We start from the raw sequence: 16,161 nt of genomic DNA, 5'->3' as shown, positions 1-16,161 counted from the left end.
GTTCCCTCGGCTCAGGCGCCGCTGTGCGCGCTCGGGTGCCACCGCGTGCTTCTCAGCGCGCCGTCGAGGATCGCGGCGCCCTCCTCGGCCTCCGCGACGGTCAGGGACAGGGGCGGGGCGATGCGCAGGGCGCTGGTGCCGTGGCCGCCGCCCTTGCCGATCAGCAGGCCCCCGGCGCGGGCGGCCTCCAGGACGGCGGCGGCCCGGTCGGGGTCGGCGAGGTCGGTGCCGGGCCGGGTCAGCTCGATGCCGATCATCAGCCCGCGCCCGCGCACCTCCCGTACGCCCGGGTCCTGGGCGGCGGCGGCCCGCAGCCGCTCGATGAGCAGTCCGCCGACCCGCCGGGCGTTGCCCTGGAGGTCGTGCTCCAGCAGGTGGGTGAGGTTGGCGAGACCGGCGGCCATGGTGACCTGGGTGCCGCCGAAGGTGGAGATGCTGTTGGCGTCGAGGCAGTTCATGATCTCGGAGCGGGCGATCACCCCGCCGACGGACATGCCGTTGCCGATGCCCTTGGCGAAGGTCACGATGTCGGGCGGGCCGTTGCGGTCGTGCGCCTGCCAGCCCCAGAAGTGGTCGCCGGTGCGGCCCCAGCCGGTCTGCACCTCGTCGGCGATCCACAGGATCCCGTGCGCGTCCAGGACCTCCCGGAACGCCGCGTACAGCCCGTCGGGCGGGGACGTGAAGCCGCCGACGCCCTGGATCGGCTCGGCGATCAGGGCGGCGGGCGGGCGGGTGTGGCCGAGCAGGTCCTTCAGGTCCTCGACGCAGGCCGCGACGAAGGCGTCGTCGTCGAGCGCGGCGTACGGGCCGCGGGTGCGCACGCCGCCGTGGACGTACAGCGTCTGCAGCGGGGACAGCGAGGTGGGCGACCAGCCGCGGTTCCCGGTGATGCCGACGGCGCTGAAGGAACGGCCGTGGTAGCTGTTGCGCATGGCCAGGACCGTGTTGCTGCGCCGGTGGGTGGTGGCGAGCAGCAGGGCGGTGTCGTTGGCCTCGGTGCCGGAGGTGGTGAAGAAGACGCGGGCGTCCGGGACGCCGCTCAGCCGGGCGACGCGCTCGGCGAGTTCGACCATCGGGCGGTCGAGGTAGAGCGTGGAGGAGTGGATGATCCGTCCGGCCTGCTCGCTCACCGCCTTGGTGACCTCGGGCAGCGCGTGCGCGGTCATGGTCGTGAGGATGCCGCCGAAGAAGTCGAGGTACCGGTTCCCCTCGGCGTCCCACACGTGGCGGCCCTCGCCGTGGGTGATCTCCAGCGGCCGGTCGTAGTAGAGCGCGAGCCAGTCCGGCAGGACCCGGCGGTGGCGGGCGTACAGGTCGTTCACGGCCGCACCAGCCCTTCGTAGGCGTCGGGGCGGCGGTCGCGGTAGAAGGCCCAGGTCCGCCGCACCTCCTCGACGAGGTCGAGGTCGAGGTCGCGGACGAGGAGTTCCTCGTCCTTGTCGCCGGCGGTCCCGCCGACGAACTGTCCGCGCGGGTCGACGAAGTAGGACGTGCCGTAGAAGTCGTTGTCGCCGTACTCCTCGACGCCGACCCGGTTGATGGCGGCGACGAAGTACTCGTTGGCCACGGCGGCCGCGGGCTGTTCGAGCCGCCACAGGTGGGCGGAGAGCCCGCGGTGGGTGGCGGACGGGTTGTAGACCAGCTGGGCGCCGCCGAGGCCGAGCTGGCGCCAGCCCTCGGGGAAGTGGCGGTCGTAGCAGATGTAGACGCCGACCTTGCCGGCGGCGGTGTCGAAGACCGGCCAGCCGAGGTTGCCGGGCCGGAAGTAGTACTTCTCCCAGAAGCCCTTCACCTGCGGGATGTGGTGCTTGCGGTACTTGCCGAGGTAGGAGCCGTCGGCGTCGATCACGGCCGCGGTGTTGTAGTAGAAGCCGGACTGCTCGACCTCGAAGACCGGGACGACGATCACCATGCCCGTCTCGCGGGCCAGCTCCCGCATGCGGCGCACGGTCGGCCCGTCGGGGACCCGCTCGGCCCAGCGGTAGTGCTCCGGCTCCTGGACCTGGCAGAAGTAGGGGGCGTTGAAGACCTCCTGGAAACCGATGATCCGCGCGCCCTGCCGGGCCGCCTCGCGGGCGTGCTCCTCGTGTTTCGCCACCATGGACTCGGTGTCGCCGGTCCAGGTGGCCTGGACCAGGGCGGCACGTACGACGTTGGCCATGAGCTGCTCCTTCGACGGAAGACGTCAGAGCCCTCTACGCCCGTAGAAGCGGGCCGTAGAGGGACGAACGTAAGCCTCCGGGACGGGCTTGCCAAGACCATCGTCGTTAACCCGCGGAGTCGATCGCGTTTCACACTCCGGTGGGTGAGTCCCGGGGCGTACGGCGTACCGGCGGGGCCGCGGCTCAGGCCGTGAAGCCGGCGACCCGCAGGGCGTGCACCAGGTCCCAGTGCCGCTCCTCCGACACGCCGCGGGCCGCCTCCAGCAGCAGCGGGACCAGGAGCGGCGGGTCGGGGGCGACGACGCGGGCCGCCTCCTCGGGGGTGCGGACGCGGACGCAGGCGTCCAGCAGCGCCCGGGCCTCACGGCGGCGGCCCTCGGCCACCAGGACGCCGACGGCCTCTCCCGTCTCGCCGGCCGGGCGGGCGACGCCCTGTCGCAGGATCTGCTCGCCGTCGGCCGTACGGCCCGCCCCCACCAGGGCGTCCGCCGCGGCGACGAGCCGGTCGGCGGGCAGCGAGGCCGCCTCCCACATCAGGGTCGTCCAGTCGGCGGTGAGCCCGGACCGCTGAAGGTCCTCGGCGAGCAGCGGGATGCGGGCGGCGGGCCAGTGCGCCAGCTCGACGAGCAGCACGTGCGCCTCGCCGCTGCGGCCCTCGGCGCGCAGCCGGATCAGCCGTCGCACCGCCTCGGCGGTCTCCGCGCGGGCCGTCGCGTCCACCGGTCCGGCCGACGGACCGGGCAGGCCGCGCGGCTCCTCGGCGGCGGCCCCGGCGAACCGGGCACCGCGCGGGGTGCGGCGGGCACGCGGCGCGGGCACCGGTGCCGGTGCCCCCGCGGCGGGCGGTACGGCGACGGGGGCGGCCTCCTCCTCGGCCGCCCCGGCGAACCGCGCACCGCCCCGGCGGCGCTTGCGCCGGCCGGGGACGAGGGCGGGGACGGTGCCGTCCGGGCCGGGCTCGCGGGCGGCGGAGGCGGCGGGAGCCCGCTGCGCGGGCGGTGCCTCGTGAAGGCCGCCGGCCGCGGAGGCGGCCGGGACGGGCTCGGGGTGCGCGGCCGGCTCGGAGTACGGGGCGGGCTCGGGGTGCGGGAGTCGGGGGTCCTCGGCGCGGGCGCCGGCGTCGGTGCCCGCGCGTCGGTCGACGTCGGCCATGCGGCGGCGGAGTTCGGCGCAGCGGGCGGTGGCCCGTTCGTGGTCGTCGTGGGCCCAGGCGAGGTCGAGGCGGGCGGCCTCGGCCTCCTCGCGGGTGGCCGCGGCGGTGAGGAGACGGCTCAGCCCGGCCTGCCGGTCCGCGGCGTGGCGCTGTTCGCGGAGCATGACGTCGAGCCGGTCCCGGAGGGCGTCGCGGGCGCCGGGGCGGGCGTCCTGGGCGGCCAGGGCGGCGGCGTGCAGGGGCCGGGCCCGTTCCGCCTCCCGGGCGGCGGCGGTGGCGCCGTAGTGCGCGGCGAGGTCCTGCAGGAGGGCCTCCACGACGTCCCAGGGCGGCACCTCACGGCCGTCGAGGCAGGCCCGCATACCGTCCGGGTCGCGCTGCCAGAAGACCGCGCACCAGCCGGCTCCCTGGTCCAGGCGCGCCAGCAGTGCGTCCAGGTGGTTCGCGAACTCCCTCATTCGCCCTGGGAGTTGATCCAAAGTCATCGTCCAGCTCCCGCCCGACCGGAACACTCCGGTCCGTAGGGAACACCATGCGTGTTACGGCGCGGCTACGGGGAGTTTTCGGAGAAGACGCGGGAATCCCCCGCCGTTCCGGCCGGCCGGCGCGGTCGGCGGAGCGGCCCCCCGGGGCGACGGACGGCCCCTCAGGCGACCCGGCCGACCCGGCCGACCGGGTCCGCCGCGCCTCCCGCACCGGCCGCGTCTCCCCGCGGGACCGCCACGAGGGCGCACCGCGCCGCCAGTTCGTCCATGGACAGGCCGAGCGCACGGGCGAGGGCGGCGACGGTGAAGAAGGCCGGCGTCGGCGCCCGCCCGGTCTCGATCTTGCGGAGCGTCTCGGCGGAGATGCCGGCGCCCGCGGCGATCACGGCCATGCTGCGGCCGCCGCGGGCCTCGCGGAGCAGGGCGCCGAGCCGCTCGCCGCGCTCGCGCTCTTCGGGGGTCAGCGGGGTGCGTACCATGCGTCCATTCTAATACCGGTATAGTAATTGGAGGGGTGGAACCGAGGACGGGCCCGCCGGCCGACGCCGTGCACGAGGCGGGCCGGGCCGTCGCGCGGGCCCGACGGCCGTGCGGCCCCCGACGGCCGTGCGGCAGGCCACCTCCGAAGCCGTCCCGGACCACCCCGGAGCCACCCCGAGCCGTCCCGGAGCCACCCCGAGCCGTCCCGGAGCCGCCCCCGGCCCCCGGACCGGACGAGGGGCGAGGCAGGACATGCCGCCCCAAAGGGAACGTGTCATCGTGGTATGGCCCGGCACGGACAGGAGACTCGTCGGCACCGGCAACGCAGTCGATGGAAACGGAACGCCATGACCAGCGGCTACATCGGCCCGGAGGGGGACCCCTTCGGCGAATTCCTGGCCCGCTTCTTCGGCGGGCCCCGCCCCGGCCCCCGCCAGATCAACATCGGCCAGCTCCTCAGTCAGCCGGCCAGGGAACTGGTCCGCGGCGCCGCCCAGTACGCCGCCGAGCACGGCAGCCGCGACCTGGACACCGAGCACCTGTTGCGCGCCGCCCTCGCGGCGGAGCCGACGCGCAGTCTGCTCAGCCGCGCCGGGGCGGACCCCGACTCCCTCGCGACGGAGATCGACGAGCGCTCGGGCCCCGTGCAGCACCCGCCGGGCGAGGTGCCGCCGCCCACCTCGCTGTCGCTGACGCCGGCCGCCAAACGGGCCCTGCTGGACGCCCACGACCTGGCGCGCTCGCGCGGCACCGGCTACATCGGCCCCGAGCACGTGCTGAGCGCGCTCGCCGCGAACCCGGACTCCGCCGCCGGGCACATCCTCAACGCGGCCCGCTTCGCGCCCTCCCCCGGCCCGTCCGAGCCCGCGGACACCATGCCCCCGCAGTCCCGCCAGGAACGGCAGCGGTCCACCTCGACGCCCACCCTGGACAAGTACGGCCGGGATCTCACCGACCTGGCGCGCCAGGGCCGTATCGACCCGGTGATCGGCCGGGACGACGAGATCGAGCAGACGATCGAGGTGCTGTCCCGGCGCGGCAAGAACAATCCCGTGCTGATCGGTGACGCGGGGGTCGGCAAGACCGCCGTCGTGGAGGGGCTCGCCCAGCGCATCACCGACGGCGACGTGCCGGACGTGCTGGCCGAGCGCCGGGTCGTCGCCCTGGACCTGACCGGCGTGGTGGCGGGCACCCGTTACCGGGGCGACTTCGAGGAGCGCCTCAACGCCATCGTGAACGAGATCCGCGAGCACTCCGACCGGCTCATCGTGTTCATCGACGAGCTGCACACGGTCGTGGGCGCGGGCGGCGGCGGTGAGGGCGGCTCGATGGACGCGGGCAACATCCTCAAGCCGGCCCTGGCCCGCGGTGAGCTGCACGTCGTGGGCGCCACGACGCTGGAGGAGTACCGGCGGATCGAGAAGGACGCGGCGCTGGCCCGCCGGTTCCAGCCGATCCTGGTGCCGGAGCCGTCGGCCGCGGACGCGATCGAGATCCTGCGCGGTCTGCGCGACCGGTACGAGGCCCACCACCAGGTCCGCTACGCCGACGAGGCGCTGGTGGCGGCCGTGGAGCTGTCGGACCGCTACCTCACCGACCGGCGGCTGCCCGACAAGGCCATCGACCTCATCGACCAGGCGGGCGCCCGGGTCCGGCTGGGGGCCCGCACGAAGGGCACGGACGTGCGCGCCATGGAGCGCGAGGTCGATCAGCTCGTCCGTGACAAGGACCAGGCGGCGGCCGACGAGCAGTACGAGCAGGCCACCCGGCTGCGGGACCGCATCGTCGAGCTGAGGCAGCGGATGGCGGAGGCGGCCGGGGGCGACGAGGTCGACGAGGGCCAGCACCTGGAGGTCACCGCGGAGGCCGTCGCCGAGGTCGTCTCCCGGCAGACCGGCATCCCCGTCGCCAGTCTCACCCAGGAGGAGAAGGACCGGCTGCTCGGCCTGGAGCAGCACCTGCACGAGCGGGTCGTCGGCCAGGACGAGGCCGTACGGGTCGTCGCGGACGCGGTGCTGCGCTCGCGGGCCGGGCTGTCGAGCCCGCACCGGCCGATCGGCAGCTTCCTGTTCCTCGGCCCGACCGGCGTCGGCAAGACCGAGCTGGCCCGGGCGCTCGCCGAGGCGCTGTTCGGCAGCGAGGAGCGGATGGTCCGCCTGGACATGAGCGAGTACCAGGAGCGGCACACCGTGAGCCGTCTGGTGGGCGCCCCGCCCGGTTACGTCGGCCACGAGGAGGCGGGCCAGCTGACCGAGGCGGTGCGGCGGCACCCGTACTCGCTGCTGCTGCTCGACGAGGTGGAGAAGGCCCACCCGGACGTCTTCAACATCCTGCTCCAGGTCCTCGACGACGGGCGGCTGACCGACGCGCAGGGCCGCACGGTCGACTTCACCAACACGGTGATCGTGATGACCAGCAACCTGGGTTCGGAGGCGATCACGCGGCGCGGTGCCGGCATCGGCTTCGGGTCCGGCGGCGCGGACGCGGACGAGGAGGCGCGCCGGGAGCAGATCCTGCGCCCGCTGCGTGAGCACTTCCGGCCGGAGTTCCTCAACCGCATCGACGAGATCGTCGTCTTCCGCCAGCTCAGCACCGACCAGCTGCGGCGCATCACCGACCTGTTGCTGGAGGGGACCCGCCGGCTGGTGCAGTCGCAGGGCATCACCGTGCGGTTCTCCGACGCCGCCGTCGACTGGCTCGCCGAGCGCGGTTACCAGCCCGAGTACGGCGCCCGCCCGCTGCGCCGCACCATCCAGCGCGAGGTCGACAACCGGTTGTCGCGGCTGCTGCTCGACGGACGGGTCCGGGAGGGCGCCGCCCTGACGGTCGACGTCGAGGACGGGCGGCTCGCGTTCCGCACGAGCCGCCCGCTCCCGGACGGTGACGAGCCACCCGTTCCCGGCCAGTGAGGCAGCCGCCCGCCGACTCCGGACGGTGAGGCCGCCGCCCGGAGTCGGCGGGCGGCGGCTCACGGCACGAGGCGCACGACCGGCACGAGGCGCACGGCGCGGTGCCGTCGGCGTCCTACGGCGCCGGCCGCACCACCTGCGCCGAACCGCCGCCCCGCCGCACGGTCTCGGCCGCCGCCAGCCACTTGCCGTTCGGCAGCCGCTGCACGCCGGTCGTGGCGCCGATCTCCGGGTTGAGCCTGAACGAGTGCCCGAGTGCCTCCAGCCGGCCGGCCAGGTCGCTGCCGTAGAGGCCGGGTTCGAGTTCCGTCTGGGCGGCGTTGCGCTGGCTGGCGCGGGGGGCCGCGATGGCGTCCACGAGCGGGAGCCCGCGGTCGAGGAACCCGGTGAGGGTCTGGAGCACGGTGGTGATGATGGTCGCGCCGCCGGGTGAACCGAGGGCGACCACCGGGCGGTGGTACCGGTCGAGGACGATGGTCGGCGAGATCGACGAGCGCGGCCGCTTCCCCGGACCGGGCAGGTTCGGGTCGTGCACGGCCGGGTTCGCCGGGGCGAAGGAGAAGTCCGTCAGCTCGTTGTTGAGGAGGAACCCGCGGCCGGGGACGGTGATGCCGCTGCCGCCGGTCTGTTCGATGGTGAGCGTGTAGGAGACGACGTTCCCCCACTTGTCGGCGACCGTCAGGTGGGTGGTGTTCTCGCCCTCGTACGTCGTCGGTGCCGCCGTGCCGCCGCCCGCGCAGCCCGCCGGGTGGCGCGGGTCGCCCGGCGCGAGGGGGCTGGTCAGCACCGCGTCGTCCTCGATCAGGCACTCCCGCGAGTCGGCGTACCGCTGCGACAGCAGCTCCTTCGCCGGTACGTCCTCGAAGGCGGGGTCGCCGACCCAGCGGCCGCGGTCGGCGAAGGCGATGCGGCTGGCCTCGATGAACCGGTGCAGGTACCTGTCCTGGCTCGCCGCGGACAGGTCGGTGCGCTCCAGGATGTTGAGTGCCTCGCCGACGGTGGTGCCGCCGGAGGAGGAGGGCGCGATGGAGTACACGCCGAGGCCGCGGTAGGTGGTCTCGCTGGGTGCCTGGAGCTTGGCGCGGTAGGCGGCGAGGTCCTTCGCGGACAGGTCGCCGGGCCGGGCGTTCCAGCCCGAAGCCGGGTCCACGGGAGGCTTGTCGACGGTGTCGACGATGTCCTCGGCGATGTCGCCCCGGTAGAGCGCGCCGACTCCCTCGCGTCCCAGCTGGGCGTAGGTGCGGGCGAGGTCGGGGTTCTTGAAGGTCGAGCCCACGACCGGGAGTCGCCCGCCGGGCAGGAACAGCTCGGCGGTGTCGGGGAAGTGGCGGAAGCGGGTCTCGTTGGCGGCGGTCTGGCTGCGGAAGGTGGCGTCGACGGTGAAGCCGTCGCGGGCGAGGCGTTCGGCGGGCTTCAGGACGGTGCCGAGCTTCCTGCTGCCCCACCGGTCGAGGGCCGTCGCCCAGGTGGCGGGCGTGCCCGGGGTGCCGACGGCGAGGCCGCTGCTGACGGCGTCGGCGAAGGCGAGGGGTTTGCCGTTCTCGACGAAGAGGTCCGCGTCGGCGGTCAGCGGCGCGGTCTCCCGGCCGTCGATCGTGCGCACGGTGCGGGACCCGGCGTCGTAGTAGACGAAGTAGCCGCCTCCGCCGATGCCGGAGGAGTAGGGCTCGGTGACGCCGAGGGCGGCGGCGGTGGCGACGGCCGCGTCGACCGCGTTGCCGCCCTTGCGCAGCACCTCGATACCGGCCGCGGAGGCGTCCGCGTCGACGCTGGCCACGGCGCCGCCGTAGCCCACGGCGACGGGCACCTTCTCGGCCGGCGCCTTCTCGGCGGCCGGCTTCCCGGCGGCGGGCGGCGCCGCCGCCCCCACCGAGACCATCGCGGCCGAGACCGCCAGGACCGACAGTCTCCGCACGGCCGACAGTCTCCGCACGGCCGACGGTTCACGCGTGACAGGGCGACGCATCCGTACCTCCAGTCCGGGAACGTCCGCGCAGCGTAACCACAACGCCCGGGCCCCGACAGCCCCTTCCGGGCAGTGTCGTACGACTGCCACACGAAGGACACGGGTACGTTCCGGCCATGGGACCCCACTACTATGCGCGCCCATGAATGACGACGTGCGCAACATCGTTCTGGGTGTGGTCGCGGCCGGTGTCAGTGCCGCGCTCGGCTGGGTGGCCCGCACCTACCTCTGGCGGCGCAGACTCCGGCGCAAACAGGCCTTCTTCGGGCTGCCGGACAACTCGGAGTGCCTGCTCGTCGTCAACCGCGACCCGGCGACCTCGGAGCCGGCGGTCCACCGCTTCGACGTCTTCGCGCTCCTGGAGCTGTCCGCGCTGATCAAGGACTGCGGCGCCAACGTCCAGATGGTCATGCAGGACGCGGCCCAGCAGGGCTTCGGCGAGCGCACCGAGTTCTGCGTCGGCGGCCCCGCCTCCAACCGGCGCATGCTGGCGCACATGTCGGCCATGCTGCCCGGTGTACGGGTCAACGTCGATGCCGAACCGGGCCCGGACCGGGGCGCGTTCCAGATAGGCACCGAACGCCACCGGCTGGAGGCGGGCGTCACCGAGTACGTGCTGCTGGCCCGACTCACCGGCGCCCAACGCCGGGACGCCCGGCCGGTGTTCCTCTTCTGCGGCCAGCGCGCGATCACCAACCAGGCCGCCACCCGCTATCTGGCCCGCAACCACGAGCGCCTGCACCGCAAGCACGGGAACAACTCCTTCGTGCTGCTGCTGAAGGTCGTCAACTCCCAGGCGTACGGCCCCGACGTGGTGGAACTGGTCGCCGACGTGACGCGGGCGGCCCAGACGCCGCTGCCCGCGCAGTCCCTCTCCCCCCGCACCTCGCACCGCGCCACCTGAAGTCCCGTGTGCGGGCGGGCCGTTCGGCGTGGTCCGGGGGCCGTTGCGCACGGCGCCCCGGCGGGGCGCCGGCCGGCCGCGGGCCGTCGGACCCGCTCGGCCCGCTCCCCGACGAGCACAACCCGTCCGGCGCGCGGCTGACCTTCTCCTCACCGGCGGACGGCCCGTCGTACGGGTCGCTTCCGCCGTGCGAACAGTGATCTCCGGCCGGCGCCGGGCGGGTATGGCTCCTCGAGTGCTGCCCCTGCGGCCCGGACGAACGGCCCATCCTAGACGAGGTCCGTCCGGGGGTCATGGTGGGCGGGCACGGGCCCTAGTGCTTGAGGATCTTGGAGAGGAACTCCCTGGCCCGGTCGCTGCGCGGATCGGTGAAGAATCCCTCGGGGTCGCGGTCCTCGACGATGCGGCCGTCGGCCATGAACACCACGCGGTTCGCGGCCGACCGGGCGAATCCCATCTCATGGGTGACGACGATCATGGTCATGCCGTCCCGGGCGAGCTGCTGCATGACCTCCAGCACCTCGTTGATCATCTCCGGGTCCAGGGCGGAGGTCGGCTCGTCGAACAGCAGCGCCTTGGGTTCCATGGCGAGGGCCCGGGCGATGGCCACGCGCTGCTGCTGGCCGCCGGAGAGCTGGGCGGGGTACTTGTCGGCCTGGCCGGCCACGCCGACGCGGTCGAGCAGGGCACGGGCTTTCTCCTCGGCCTTCTCCTTGTCGGCCTTGCGGACCTTGATCTGGCCCAGCATCACGTTCTGCAGCACGGTCCTGTGCGCGAACAGGTTGAACGACTGGAAGACCATGCCGACGTCGGCGCGCAGCCGGGCCAGCTCCCTCCCCTCCGCCGGCAGCGGTCTGCCGTCCAGCAGGATCGTGCCGGACCGGATGGGCTCCAGCCGGTTGATCACCCGGCAGAGCGTCGACTTGCCCGATCCCGACGGGCCGATGACCACGACCACCTCCCCCTTGTCGACCGTGAGGTCGATGTCCTGGAGGACATGCAGCTCCCCGAAGTACTTGTTGACGTCACGCAGCTCGATCAACGGATCGACGGCCATGCGCAGTCCCACTCACTCTCGGCTGTCCGTGCTGCCGCAAACTATCCAGACAAAACGGACCAAAAGCCGCGACACGCATCTTCCTTGGATTAGCCGTATTTACTCTCCATGCGAAATATCACCCACATCGGTCCCGCCCCTCCACCCCGGCCCCCTCCTCCGGCCTCCGCCGGGCGCCTCAGACCTCGGCCACCTCGCCGTAGTGCTGGGACAGTTCCGGGACGCCGTTCACGGCCCACTCCTGTCCGGCCGTCACCACGTCGAACTCCCGGCCCGAGGCCAGTCGTACGACGGGCTGACCGCCGGGCCAGACCTCCCAGGCTGCGCCGGGGACGGTGCGCACGATGACCGTGCCGAGGTAGAGGCCCGCGTCGTTGCCGAGCCAGGACAGGATCTCCTCGTCGTCGCGCCAGCGCGGCAGCAGCTGGTCGAGCGCCTCCAACGAGGCCGGTGTGTCGTCGAGCCGGATGCCCTCCCGCTCCGCCAGGGTGCGCAGCAGCTCGCACTCGGAGAGGAGTTCGGCGACCCCTTCGGGGTCCACGGCGGTCAGCGTCGCCTCGGCGTGCTTCTTGCGCCTGATGCCCAGGAAAGGGATGTTCATAAGCCCAGCGTGACATTCACACCGAGGTGCGCACCACAGGCGCGCGGACGGCCGGGAGCGGCCGGGGCGGCCGCGGACGGCCGGCCCCCTCCCCCGCGTCCGCGGCGTGATCCGGTCCGGCCCCGGCGAGAGAGCCTAGAGGTCGAGGTCGACGACGACCGGTGCGTGGTCCGAGGCGCCCTTGCCCTTGCGCTCCTCGCGGTCGACGTAGGAGTCCTTCACGGCCTTGGCGAAGGGTGCGTTGCCGTAGACCAGGTCGATGCGCATGCCGCGGTTCTTGGGGAAGCCGAGCTGGCGGTAGTCCCAGTAGGTGAACGGGTGGTCGTACTTCAGGGGGCGCGGGACGACGTCGGAGAGGCCCGTCCCGCGCAGGGAGGCGAGGGCGGCGCGCTCGGCGGGGGTGACGTGGGTGGAGCCCTCGAAGACGGCCGTGTCGAACACGTCGTCGTCGGTCGGTGCCACGTTGTAGTCGCCCAGCACGGCGAAGGGGCGGCCGCCTCCCGCGTCGCCGGCGACGGCGGCCCTGAGGGCCTCGAACCACCGCAGCTTGTAGGCGTAGTGCGGGTGGTCCACCTCCCGGCCGTTGGGGACGTAGACCGACCAGACGCGGACCGGACCACAGGTCGCGGAGACCGCGCGGGGCTCGACGGCGCCCTCGTACCCCGGATCGTCGGGCAGGCCCTTGACCACGTCCGCGAGGCCGACCCGGGAGAGCACCGCCACCCCGTTCCACCGCCCGGTGGCGTTGACCGCCGCCTCGTAGCCCAGCTCGCGCAGCTGGTCGAACGGGAACTGGGCCTCGGCGACCTTCGCCTCCTGGAGGCAGAGCACGTCGGTGCCGCTGCTCTCCAGCCAGGCCAGGAGCCTCGGCAGGCGGGCGGTGATCGAGTTCACGTTCCACGTCGCGATGCGCATGGACGACAACTTACCCGCAGGGTCCGACAACGGCGTCGCTCAGATCAGCGCCGACGCCCCCGGCGCCAGCCGCTGGTGGTCCGCGCCGCCGAGATTGCCCAGATGGGTGTCGTAGATCGGGCGGGCGAGGTCGGTGAGGAGGGCGTCGTGGATGTCGTAGACCCGCCGCGGCCTCACCTCCCTGACGTACTCGATGACCTCGGAGATCTTGTTCCAGGGGGCCATGACCGGGGCGAGGAGCGTCTCCACCGGCCGGTCGGGGACGGTGAGGGCGTCGCCGGGGTGGAAGACGCGGCCGCCGTCGACCAGGAAGCCGACGTTGGTGACGCGCGGCAGGTCCGGGTGGATCACGGCGTGCAGCTCGCCGTGCACCTGGACGTCGAAGCCCGCCGCCGTGAACGCGTCCCCGTGACCGACGGTGTGGACGCGTCCCGGGAAGGCGCTCGCGATCTTCTCCGCGACCGACCGGAGGGTCCAGATCTCGGTGGCCGGGTCGGCCTCCAGGGCCGCCCGCAGCCGCTCCTCGCTGAAGTGGTCGGGATGCTCGTGCGTGACCAGGATCGCGTCCGCGCCCAGCGCGGCGTCCGCCTCGGTGAACCCGCCCGGGTCGAGGACGAGCGTGCGGCCGTCCTTCTCCAGGCGGACGCAGGCGTGCGACTTCTTCGTGAGCCTCAAGGGAGCCGGGGGCGTCGTGGAGGTCCCGGGGGACCCGGGCGTCTCGGGGGTGGTGGGCGTCATGGGTCCATCCTGCCTCCGCCGGGCGGCCCGCTCACTCGGTGGGTGTCGTCTCCTCCCGGATGACCTGCTGCGCCACGCGGAACGCGCTGTTCGCGGCGGGCACACCGCAGTAGACCGCCGTCTGGAGCAGCACCTCCTTGATCTCGTCCGGGGTGAGGCCGTTGCGCAGGGCGGCGCGGGTGTGGGCGGCCAGTTCGTCGAGGTGCCCGCCGGCCACCAGCGCCGTCAGGGTGATGCAGGAGCGCGAACGCCGGTCGAGACCGGGGCGGTCCCAGATCTCGCCCCAGGAGTAACGGGTGATCAGCTCCTGGAAGTCGGCCGAGAAGTCGTCGGCCTGCGCCAGCACCCGGTCGACGTGGGCGTCGCCGAGGACCTCGCGCCGCACCTTCAGCCCGGCGTCGTACCGGTCGGGGCGGCCCGTGGCCTGCGGGGGCACGGCCACGGGGGCGGGCGCGATCTCGGCGATCGGTGCGGCCTGCGGCGGCACGGGCTGCACCGGACGGAGGGAGACGCCGGGAGCGGCGGTCTGGCCCGTGGTGTGCTCGTACACCGGCTGCCAGGCGGTGGAGAAGTGCCGGACCAGCAGGTCGGTGACGGCGGCGGGCTGTTCGACCGGCACCAGGTGGGAGGCGCCGGGGACGACGGCGAGCCGGGCGTCCGGGATGCCCGCGACGAGCGTGCGGGCCTCGGCGGGACCGGTGACCTGGTCGTCCGAGCCGACGAGGACCAGCGTGGGCACGCCGACCATGCCGAGTTCGGCCCGTACGTCGAACGAGGCGAGCGCCTCGCAGGCCGCGATGTAGCAGCCGGGGTCGGTGGTGCGCACCATCTGTACGGCCCACTCGGTGATCGCGGGCTGGGCGGCGGCGAAGCCGCTGGTGAACCAGCGGTCGGGCGAGGTGCGGGCGATGGGGTCGAGGCCGTTGGTCCGCACGATCACCCCCCGCTGCCGGAACTCGTCCGCCGTGCCGAACCGCGGCGAGGCCGCGATCAGCGCGAGCGAGGCGACCCGCTCGGGGTGACGCAGCGCCAGCTCCACACCGACCGCGCCGCCGAGCGCGCAGCCCGCGTAGCCGAAGCGCTGCACGCCGAGCGCGTCGAGCGTGGCGAGCAGCCGCTCGGCGAGGTCGCTCACGGAACCCGCCGGATAGGCCGGCGCACCGCCGTGACCGGGCAGGTCGAACCGGAAGATCCGCCATTGCTGCGCCAGTTCGGGAACCTGCCGGTCCCACATGTGCCAGGTGGTGCCCAGAGAGGGCCCCAGGATCAGAACCGGAGCGTCTTCTGGCCCGTCGAAGCGGTATTGCAGGGTGTTCGGTGGTGTCTCGCTCACGCCCCAGACCTTCTCACGTCTCACGACCGCCCCTATAACGAGGGTTGCGGCCGCACAGGTCTGACCAGGTGGAAGACCTCCCGGGCGGTGCAGCGCTTGAGGCTTCGGCCCATCTCGCGTCGGGTCTTGCCCTCCTTGCTGCGGCGTTCGTCGTGGTCCTGGGTGCGCGGGGCGACACGCAGGCGGGTCTGCACGATCCGGCGCAGGGCCGCGTTCGCTTGCCGGTCACCGCCGCGGTCGAGGCGACGGTACCGCCGACTGCCCGAGGAACGCTCGACCGGGCTGACCCCGCACAGCGCCGCGGACGACTCCTCACTGCCCACGCGTTCCAGGCTGTCCCCGATCGTGATCAGCAAAGTGACGGCTGTGTCCCGACCGATGCCCACCACCTCGAGCAGCTGCGGAGCGTGGCGCTCCACCAGCCGGGTCAGGCGGCCTTGCAGGTTCTGGATCTCTTCGCCGAGCTGCCCGATGCACCGGGCCAGGAGTCCCGGGGTGACGCGGGTGGCATGGAGCACCGCCCCCCTCGCCGGCCTCGTGGTTCAGGCTGTCGTCGACGAGCCCGGCGCAGGTGCGGAAGAGTTCTGCGTTGACCAGCCCGGCGAGTTCCTCCCTCAGCTACGGATCTGCACGGATGAGGACAGGGAAACCGGTGGCGCGACGGATACGAGATCAAGCTCGTCGACATCTCCGCCCGGCGTCTTGCCGTCCTCGAACCCGTCCCCGTGCCCGCCCGGCTCACTCGGCCGCACACCGTCATCCGGGCCATGCAGAACGAACGCCGGCCGCTCGGCCTGACTGACCAAGCCCGTCCAAGGACGCGCTCTCCGGCTCATCCAGGCACCGATCACCGCCGCCGAGGCCGAAGGACACACCTGCTCGGCCGGGCAGACCGGCCACGCGTCCCCGGCTCATCGCCGCCGCACGGCACATCCTCACTTCACCATCACCGCACAGGGCCGGACCGTGGGGTTCCTCGTCCTCCAGGAGCAGGACCGGACCGAGCACGTCGCCACCGAGAAGGAGCTCGCCGACGCCAAGAAGCACTCATGGATCAGGATCCCCCGCTTCGACCACACCCCATCCGGACGCCTCCGCTTCATCCTCAGCGGCGGCCAACCACACCGGGCGAGCGAATGGGCCGGCCTTCCCGGCCCCCGAAGAGCAGCTCGGATCGCACAGGAGGCAACCCTTCGCGGCCAAGCCGCCGAGCGCGGCCACCAGGACGAGGCCGAAGCGGCACGCCAGAAGCGCATGCGTGGGGAAGCCGCCATGGAACAAGCCCGCATCCGGTACGCGGAGGCGTACCGCGTCAAGCACCTTGAGGACCAGGAAGCGGGGGGGGGGGGCCCCGCCCCCCCCCCCCCGGGGACGCCCTACGCAAACCCCGCGGGGCCAAGCCCCCCCGCCCCCCCCCCGCCCGCCCCAACTACACGACTGGGGGAGCTGGGGCGCCCC

Annotated in this window: 13 protein-coding genes; 2 read left to right on the top strand and 11 right to left on the bottom strand. The window is 73.4% G+C overall.

Features of this window, described 5'->3' with window-relative positions; translation table 11 throughout:
* Positions 1-11: 11 nt before the first annotated feature.
* The 4 genes from ACZ5FU_RS07420 to ACZ5FU_RS07405 all read right to left on the bottom strand — a co-directional run bounded on the left by ACZ5FU_RS07420 (position 12) and on the right by ACZ5FU_RS07405 (position 4,279).
* Positions 12-1,322 carry an aspartate aminotransferase family protein gene (locus ACZ5FU_RS07420; protein ID WP_451527232.1) on the bottom strand — a complete coding sequence of 437 codons (1,311 nt, stop codon included), beginning with the start codon at positions 1,320-1,322 and terminating at the stop codon, positions 12-14.
* Positions 1,319-2,161: a nitrilase-related carbon-nitrogen hydrolase gene (locus tag ACZ5FU_RS07415; RefSeq protein ID WP_451527231.1), complete on the bottom strand. Its 843-nt coding sequence runs from the start codon at positions 2,159-2,161 to the stop codon at positions 1,319-1,321. Before ACZ5FU_RS07415 ends, ACZ5FU_RS07420 begins: the two co-directional genes overlap by 4 nt.
* Positions 2,162-2,345: 184 nt before the next feature.
* Positions 2,346-3,800: a hypothetical protein gene (locus tag ACZ5FU_RS07410; RefSeq protein WP_451776812.1), complete on the bottom strand. Its 1,455-nt coding sequence runs from the start codon at positions 3,798-3,800 to the stop codon at positions 2,346-2,348.
* A 161-nt stretch (positions 3,801-3,961) separates the two neighbouring features.
* Entirely contained in the window at positions 3,962-4,279 is a 318-nt protein-coding gene (locus ACZ5FU_RS07405; protein ID WP_451527229.1) for a helix-turn-helix domain-containing protein, read from the bottom strand.
* A 348-nt stretch (positions 4,280-4,627) separates the two neighbouring features.
* On the opposite strand from ACZ5FU_RS07405, the gene ACZ5FU_RS07400 reads away from it, so the two are divergent.
* Positions 4,628-7,189 carry an ATP-dependent Clp protease ATP-binding subunit gene (locus tag ACZ5FU_RS07400; protein ID WP_451776814.1) on the top strand — a complete coding sequence of 854 codons (2,562 nt, stop codon included), beginning with the start codon at positions 4,628-4,630 and terminating at the stop codon, positions 7,187-7,189.
* A 115-nt stretch (positions 7,190-7,304) separates the two neighbouring features.
* On the opposite strand, the gene ggt is transcribed toward ACZ5FU_RS07400, so the two are convergent.
* The gene (gene ggt / locus ACZ5FU_RS07395; RefSeq protein WP_451776816.1) at positions 7,305-9,155 is read right to left on the bottom strand and encodes a gamma-glutamyltransferase; all 1,851 of its coding nucleotides are present in this window, start codon (positions 9,153-9,155) and stop codon (positions 7,305-7,307) included.
* Positions 9,156-9,297: 142 nt separating this feature from the next.
* Here ggt and ACZ5FU_RS07390 point away from each other — a divergent pair, with 142 nt between their 5' ends.
* A complete protein-coding gene (locus tag ACZ5FU_RS07390; protein WP_451527226.1) occupies positions 9,298-10,059 on the top strand; it encodes a hypothetical protein in 762 nt (253 codons plus the stop codon).
* A gap of 313 nt (positions 10,060-10,372) precedes the next feature.
* On the opposite strand, the gene ACZ5FU_RS07385 is transcribed toward ACZ5FU_RS07390, so the two are convergent.
* The 6 genes from ACZ5FU_RS07385 to ACZ5FU_RS07360 form a co-directional block, all read right to left on the bottom strand.
* Positions 10,373-11,116 (bottom strand): amino acid ABC transporter ATP-binding protein, encoded by a 744-nt coding sequence (locus ACZ5FU_RS07385; RefSeq protein WP_451776819.1) that lies wholly within the window; start codon positions 11,114-11,116, stop codon positions 10,373-10,375.
* Between the two features lie 178 nt (positions 11,117-11,294).
* A complete protein-coding gene (locus tag ACZ5FU_RS07380) occupies positions 11,295-11,717 on the bottom strand; it encodes a DUF6278 family protein (RefSeq protein WP_451776822.1) in 423 nt (140 codons plus the stop codon).
* 135 nt (positions 11,718-11,852) lie between these two features.
* Positions 11,853-12,632 (bottom strand): exodeoxyribonuclease III, encoded by a 780-nt coding sequence (locus tag ACZ5FU_RS07375; RefSeq protein ID WP_451776824.1) that lies wholly within the window; start codon positions 12,630-12,632, stop codon positions 11,853-11,855.
* Positions 12,633-12,671: 39 nt separating this feature from the next.
* Complete coding sequence (locus tag ACZ5FU_RS07370; protein WP_468644430.1) at positions 12,672-13,307, bottom strand: MBL fold metallo-hydrolase; 636 nt, start codon at positions 13,305-13,307, stop codon at positions 12,672-12,674.
* A gap of 94 nt (positions 13,308-13,401) precedes the next feature.
* On the bottom strand, positions 13,402-14,703 hold the full coding sequence (gene pcaDC, locus ACZ5FU_RS07365) for a bifunctional 3-oxoadipate enol-lactonase/4-carboxymuconolactone decarboxylase PcaDC (protein ID WP_468644247.1): 1,302 nt from the start codon (positions 14,701-14,703) through the stop codon (positions 13,402-13,404).
* Positions 14,704-14,735: 32 nt separating this feature from the next.
* Positions 14,736-15,221 carry a transposase gene (locus ACZ5FU_RS07360; RefSeq protein WP_468644245.1) on the bottom strand — a complete coding sequence of 162 codons (486 nt, stop codon included), beginning with the start codon at positions 15,219-15,221 and terminating at the stop codon, positions 14,736-14,738.
* Between the last annotated feature and the right edge of the window lie 940 nt (positions 15,222-16,161).

It is taken from the genome of Streptomyces sp. NPDC031554, from assembly GCF_055580685.1.
The sequence above is the reverse complement of the archived record's forward strand: the minus strand, read 5'-3'. Positions and strand labels throughout refer to the sequence as shown.

Bases quoted from the DNA above. Each gene is read 5' to 3' on its own strand.
- ACZ5FU_RS07390 (WP_451527226.1), top strand. From the start codon at position 9,298: ATGAATGACGACGTGCGCAACATCGTTCTGGGTGTGGTCGCGGCCGGT.
- ACZ5FU_RS07415 (WP_451527231.1), bottom strand. From the start codon at position 2,161: ATGGCCAACGTCGTACGTGCCGCCCTGGTCCAGGCCACCTGGACCGGC.
- ggt (WP_451776816.1), bottom strand. From the start codon at position 9,155: ATGCGTCGCCCTGTCACGCGTGAACCGTCGGCCGTGCGGAGACTGTCG.
- ACZ5FU_RS07380 (WP_451776822.1), bottom strand. From the start codon at position 11,717: ATGAACATCCCTTTCCTGGGCATCAGGCGCAAGAAGCACGCCGAGGCG.
- ACZ5FU_RS07410 (WP_451776812.1), bottom strand. From the start codon at position 3,800: ATGACTTTGGATCAACTCCCAGGGCGAATGAGGGAGTTCGCGAACCAC.
- ACZ5FU_RS07375 (WP_451776824.1), bottom strand. From the start codon at position 12,632: ATGCGCATCGCGACGTGGAACGTGAACTCGATCACCGCCCGCCTGCCG.
- ACZ5FU_RS07385 (WP_451776819.1), bottom strand. From the start codon at position 11,116: ATGGCCGTCGATCCGTTGATCGAGCTGCGTGACGTCAACAAGTACTTC.
- ACZ5FU_RS07400 (WP_451776814.1), top strand. From the start codon at position 4,628: ATGACCAGCGGCTACATCGGCCCGGAGGGGGACCCCTTCGGCGAATTC.
- ACZ5FU_RS07405 (WP_451527229.1), bottom strand. From the start codon at position 4,279: ATGGTACGCACCCCGCTGACCCCCGAAGAGCGCGAGCGCGGCGAGCGG.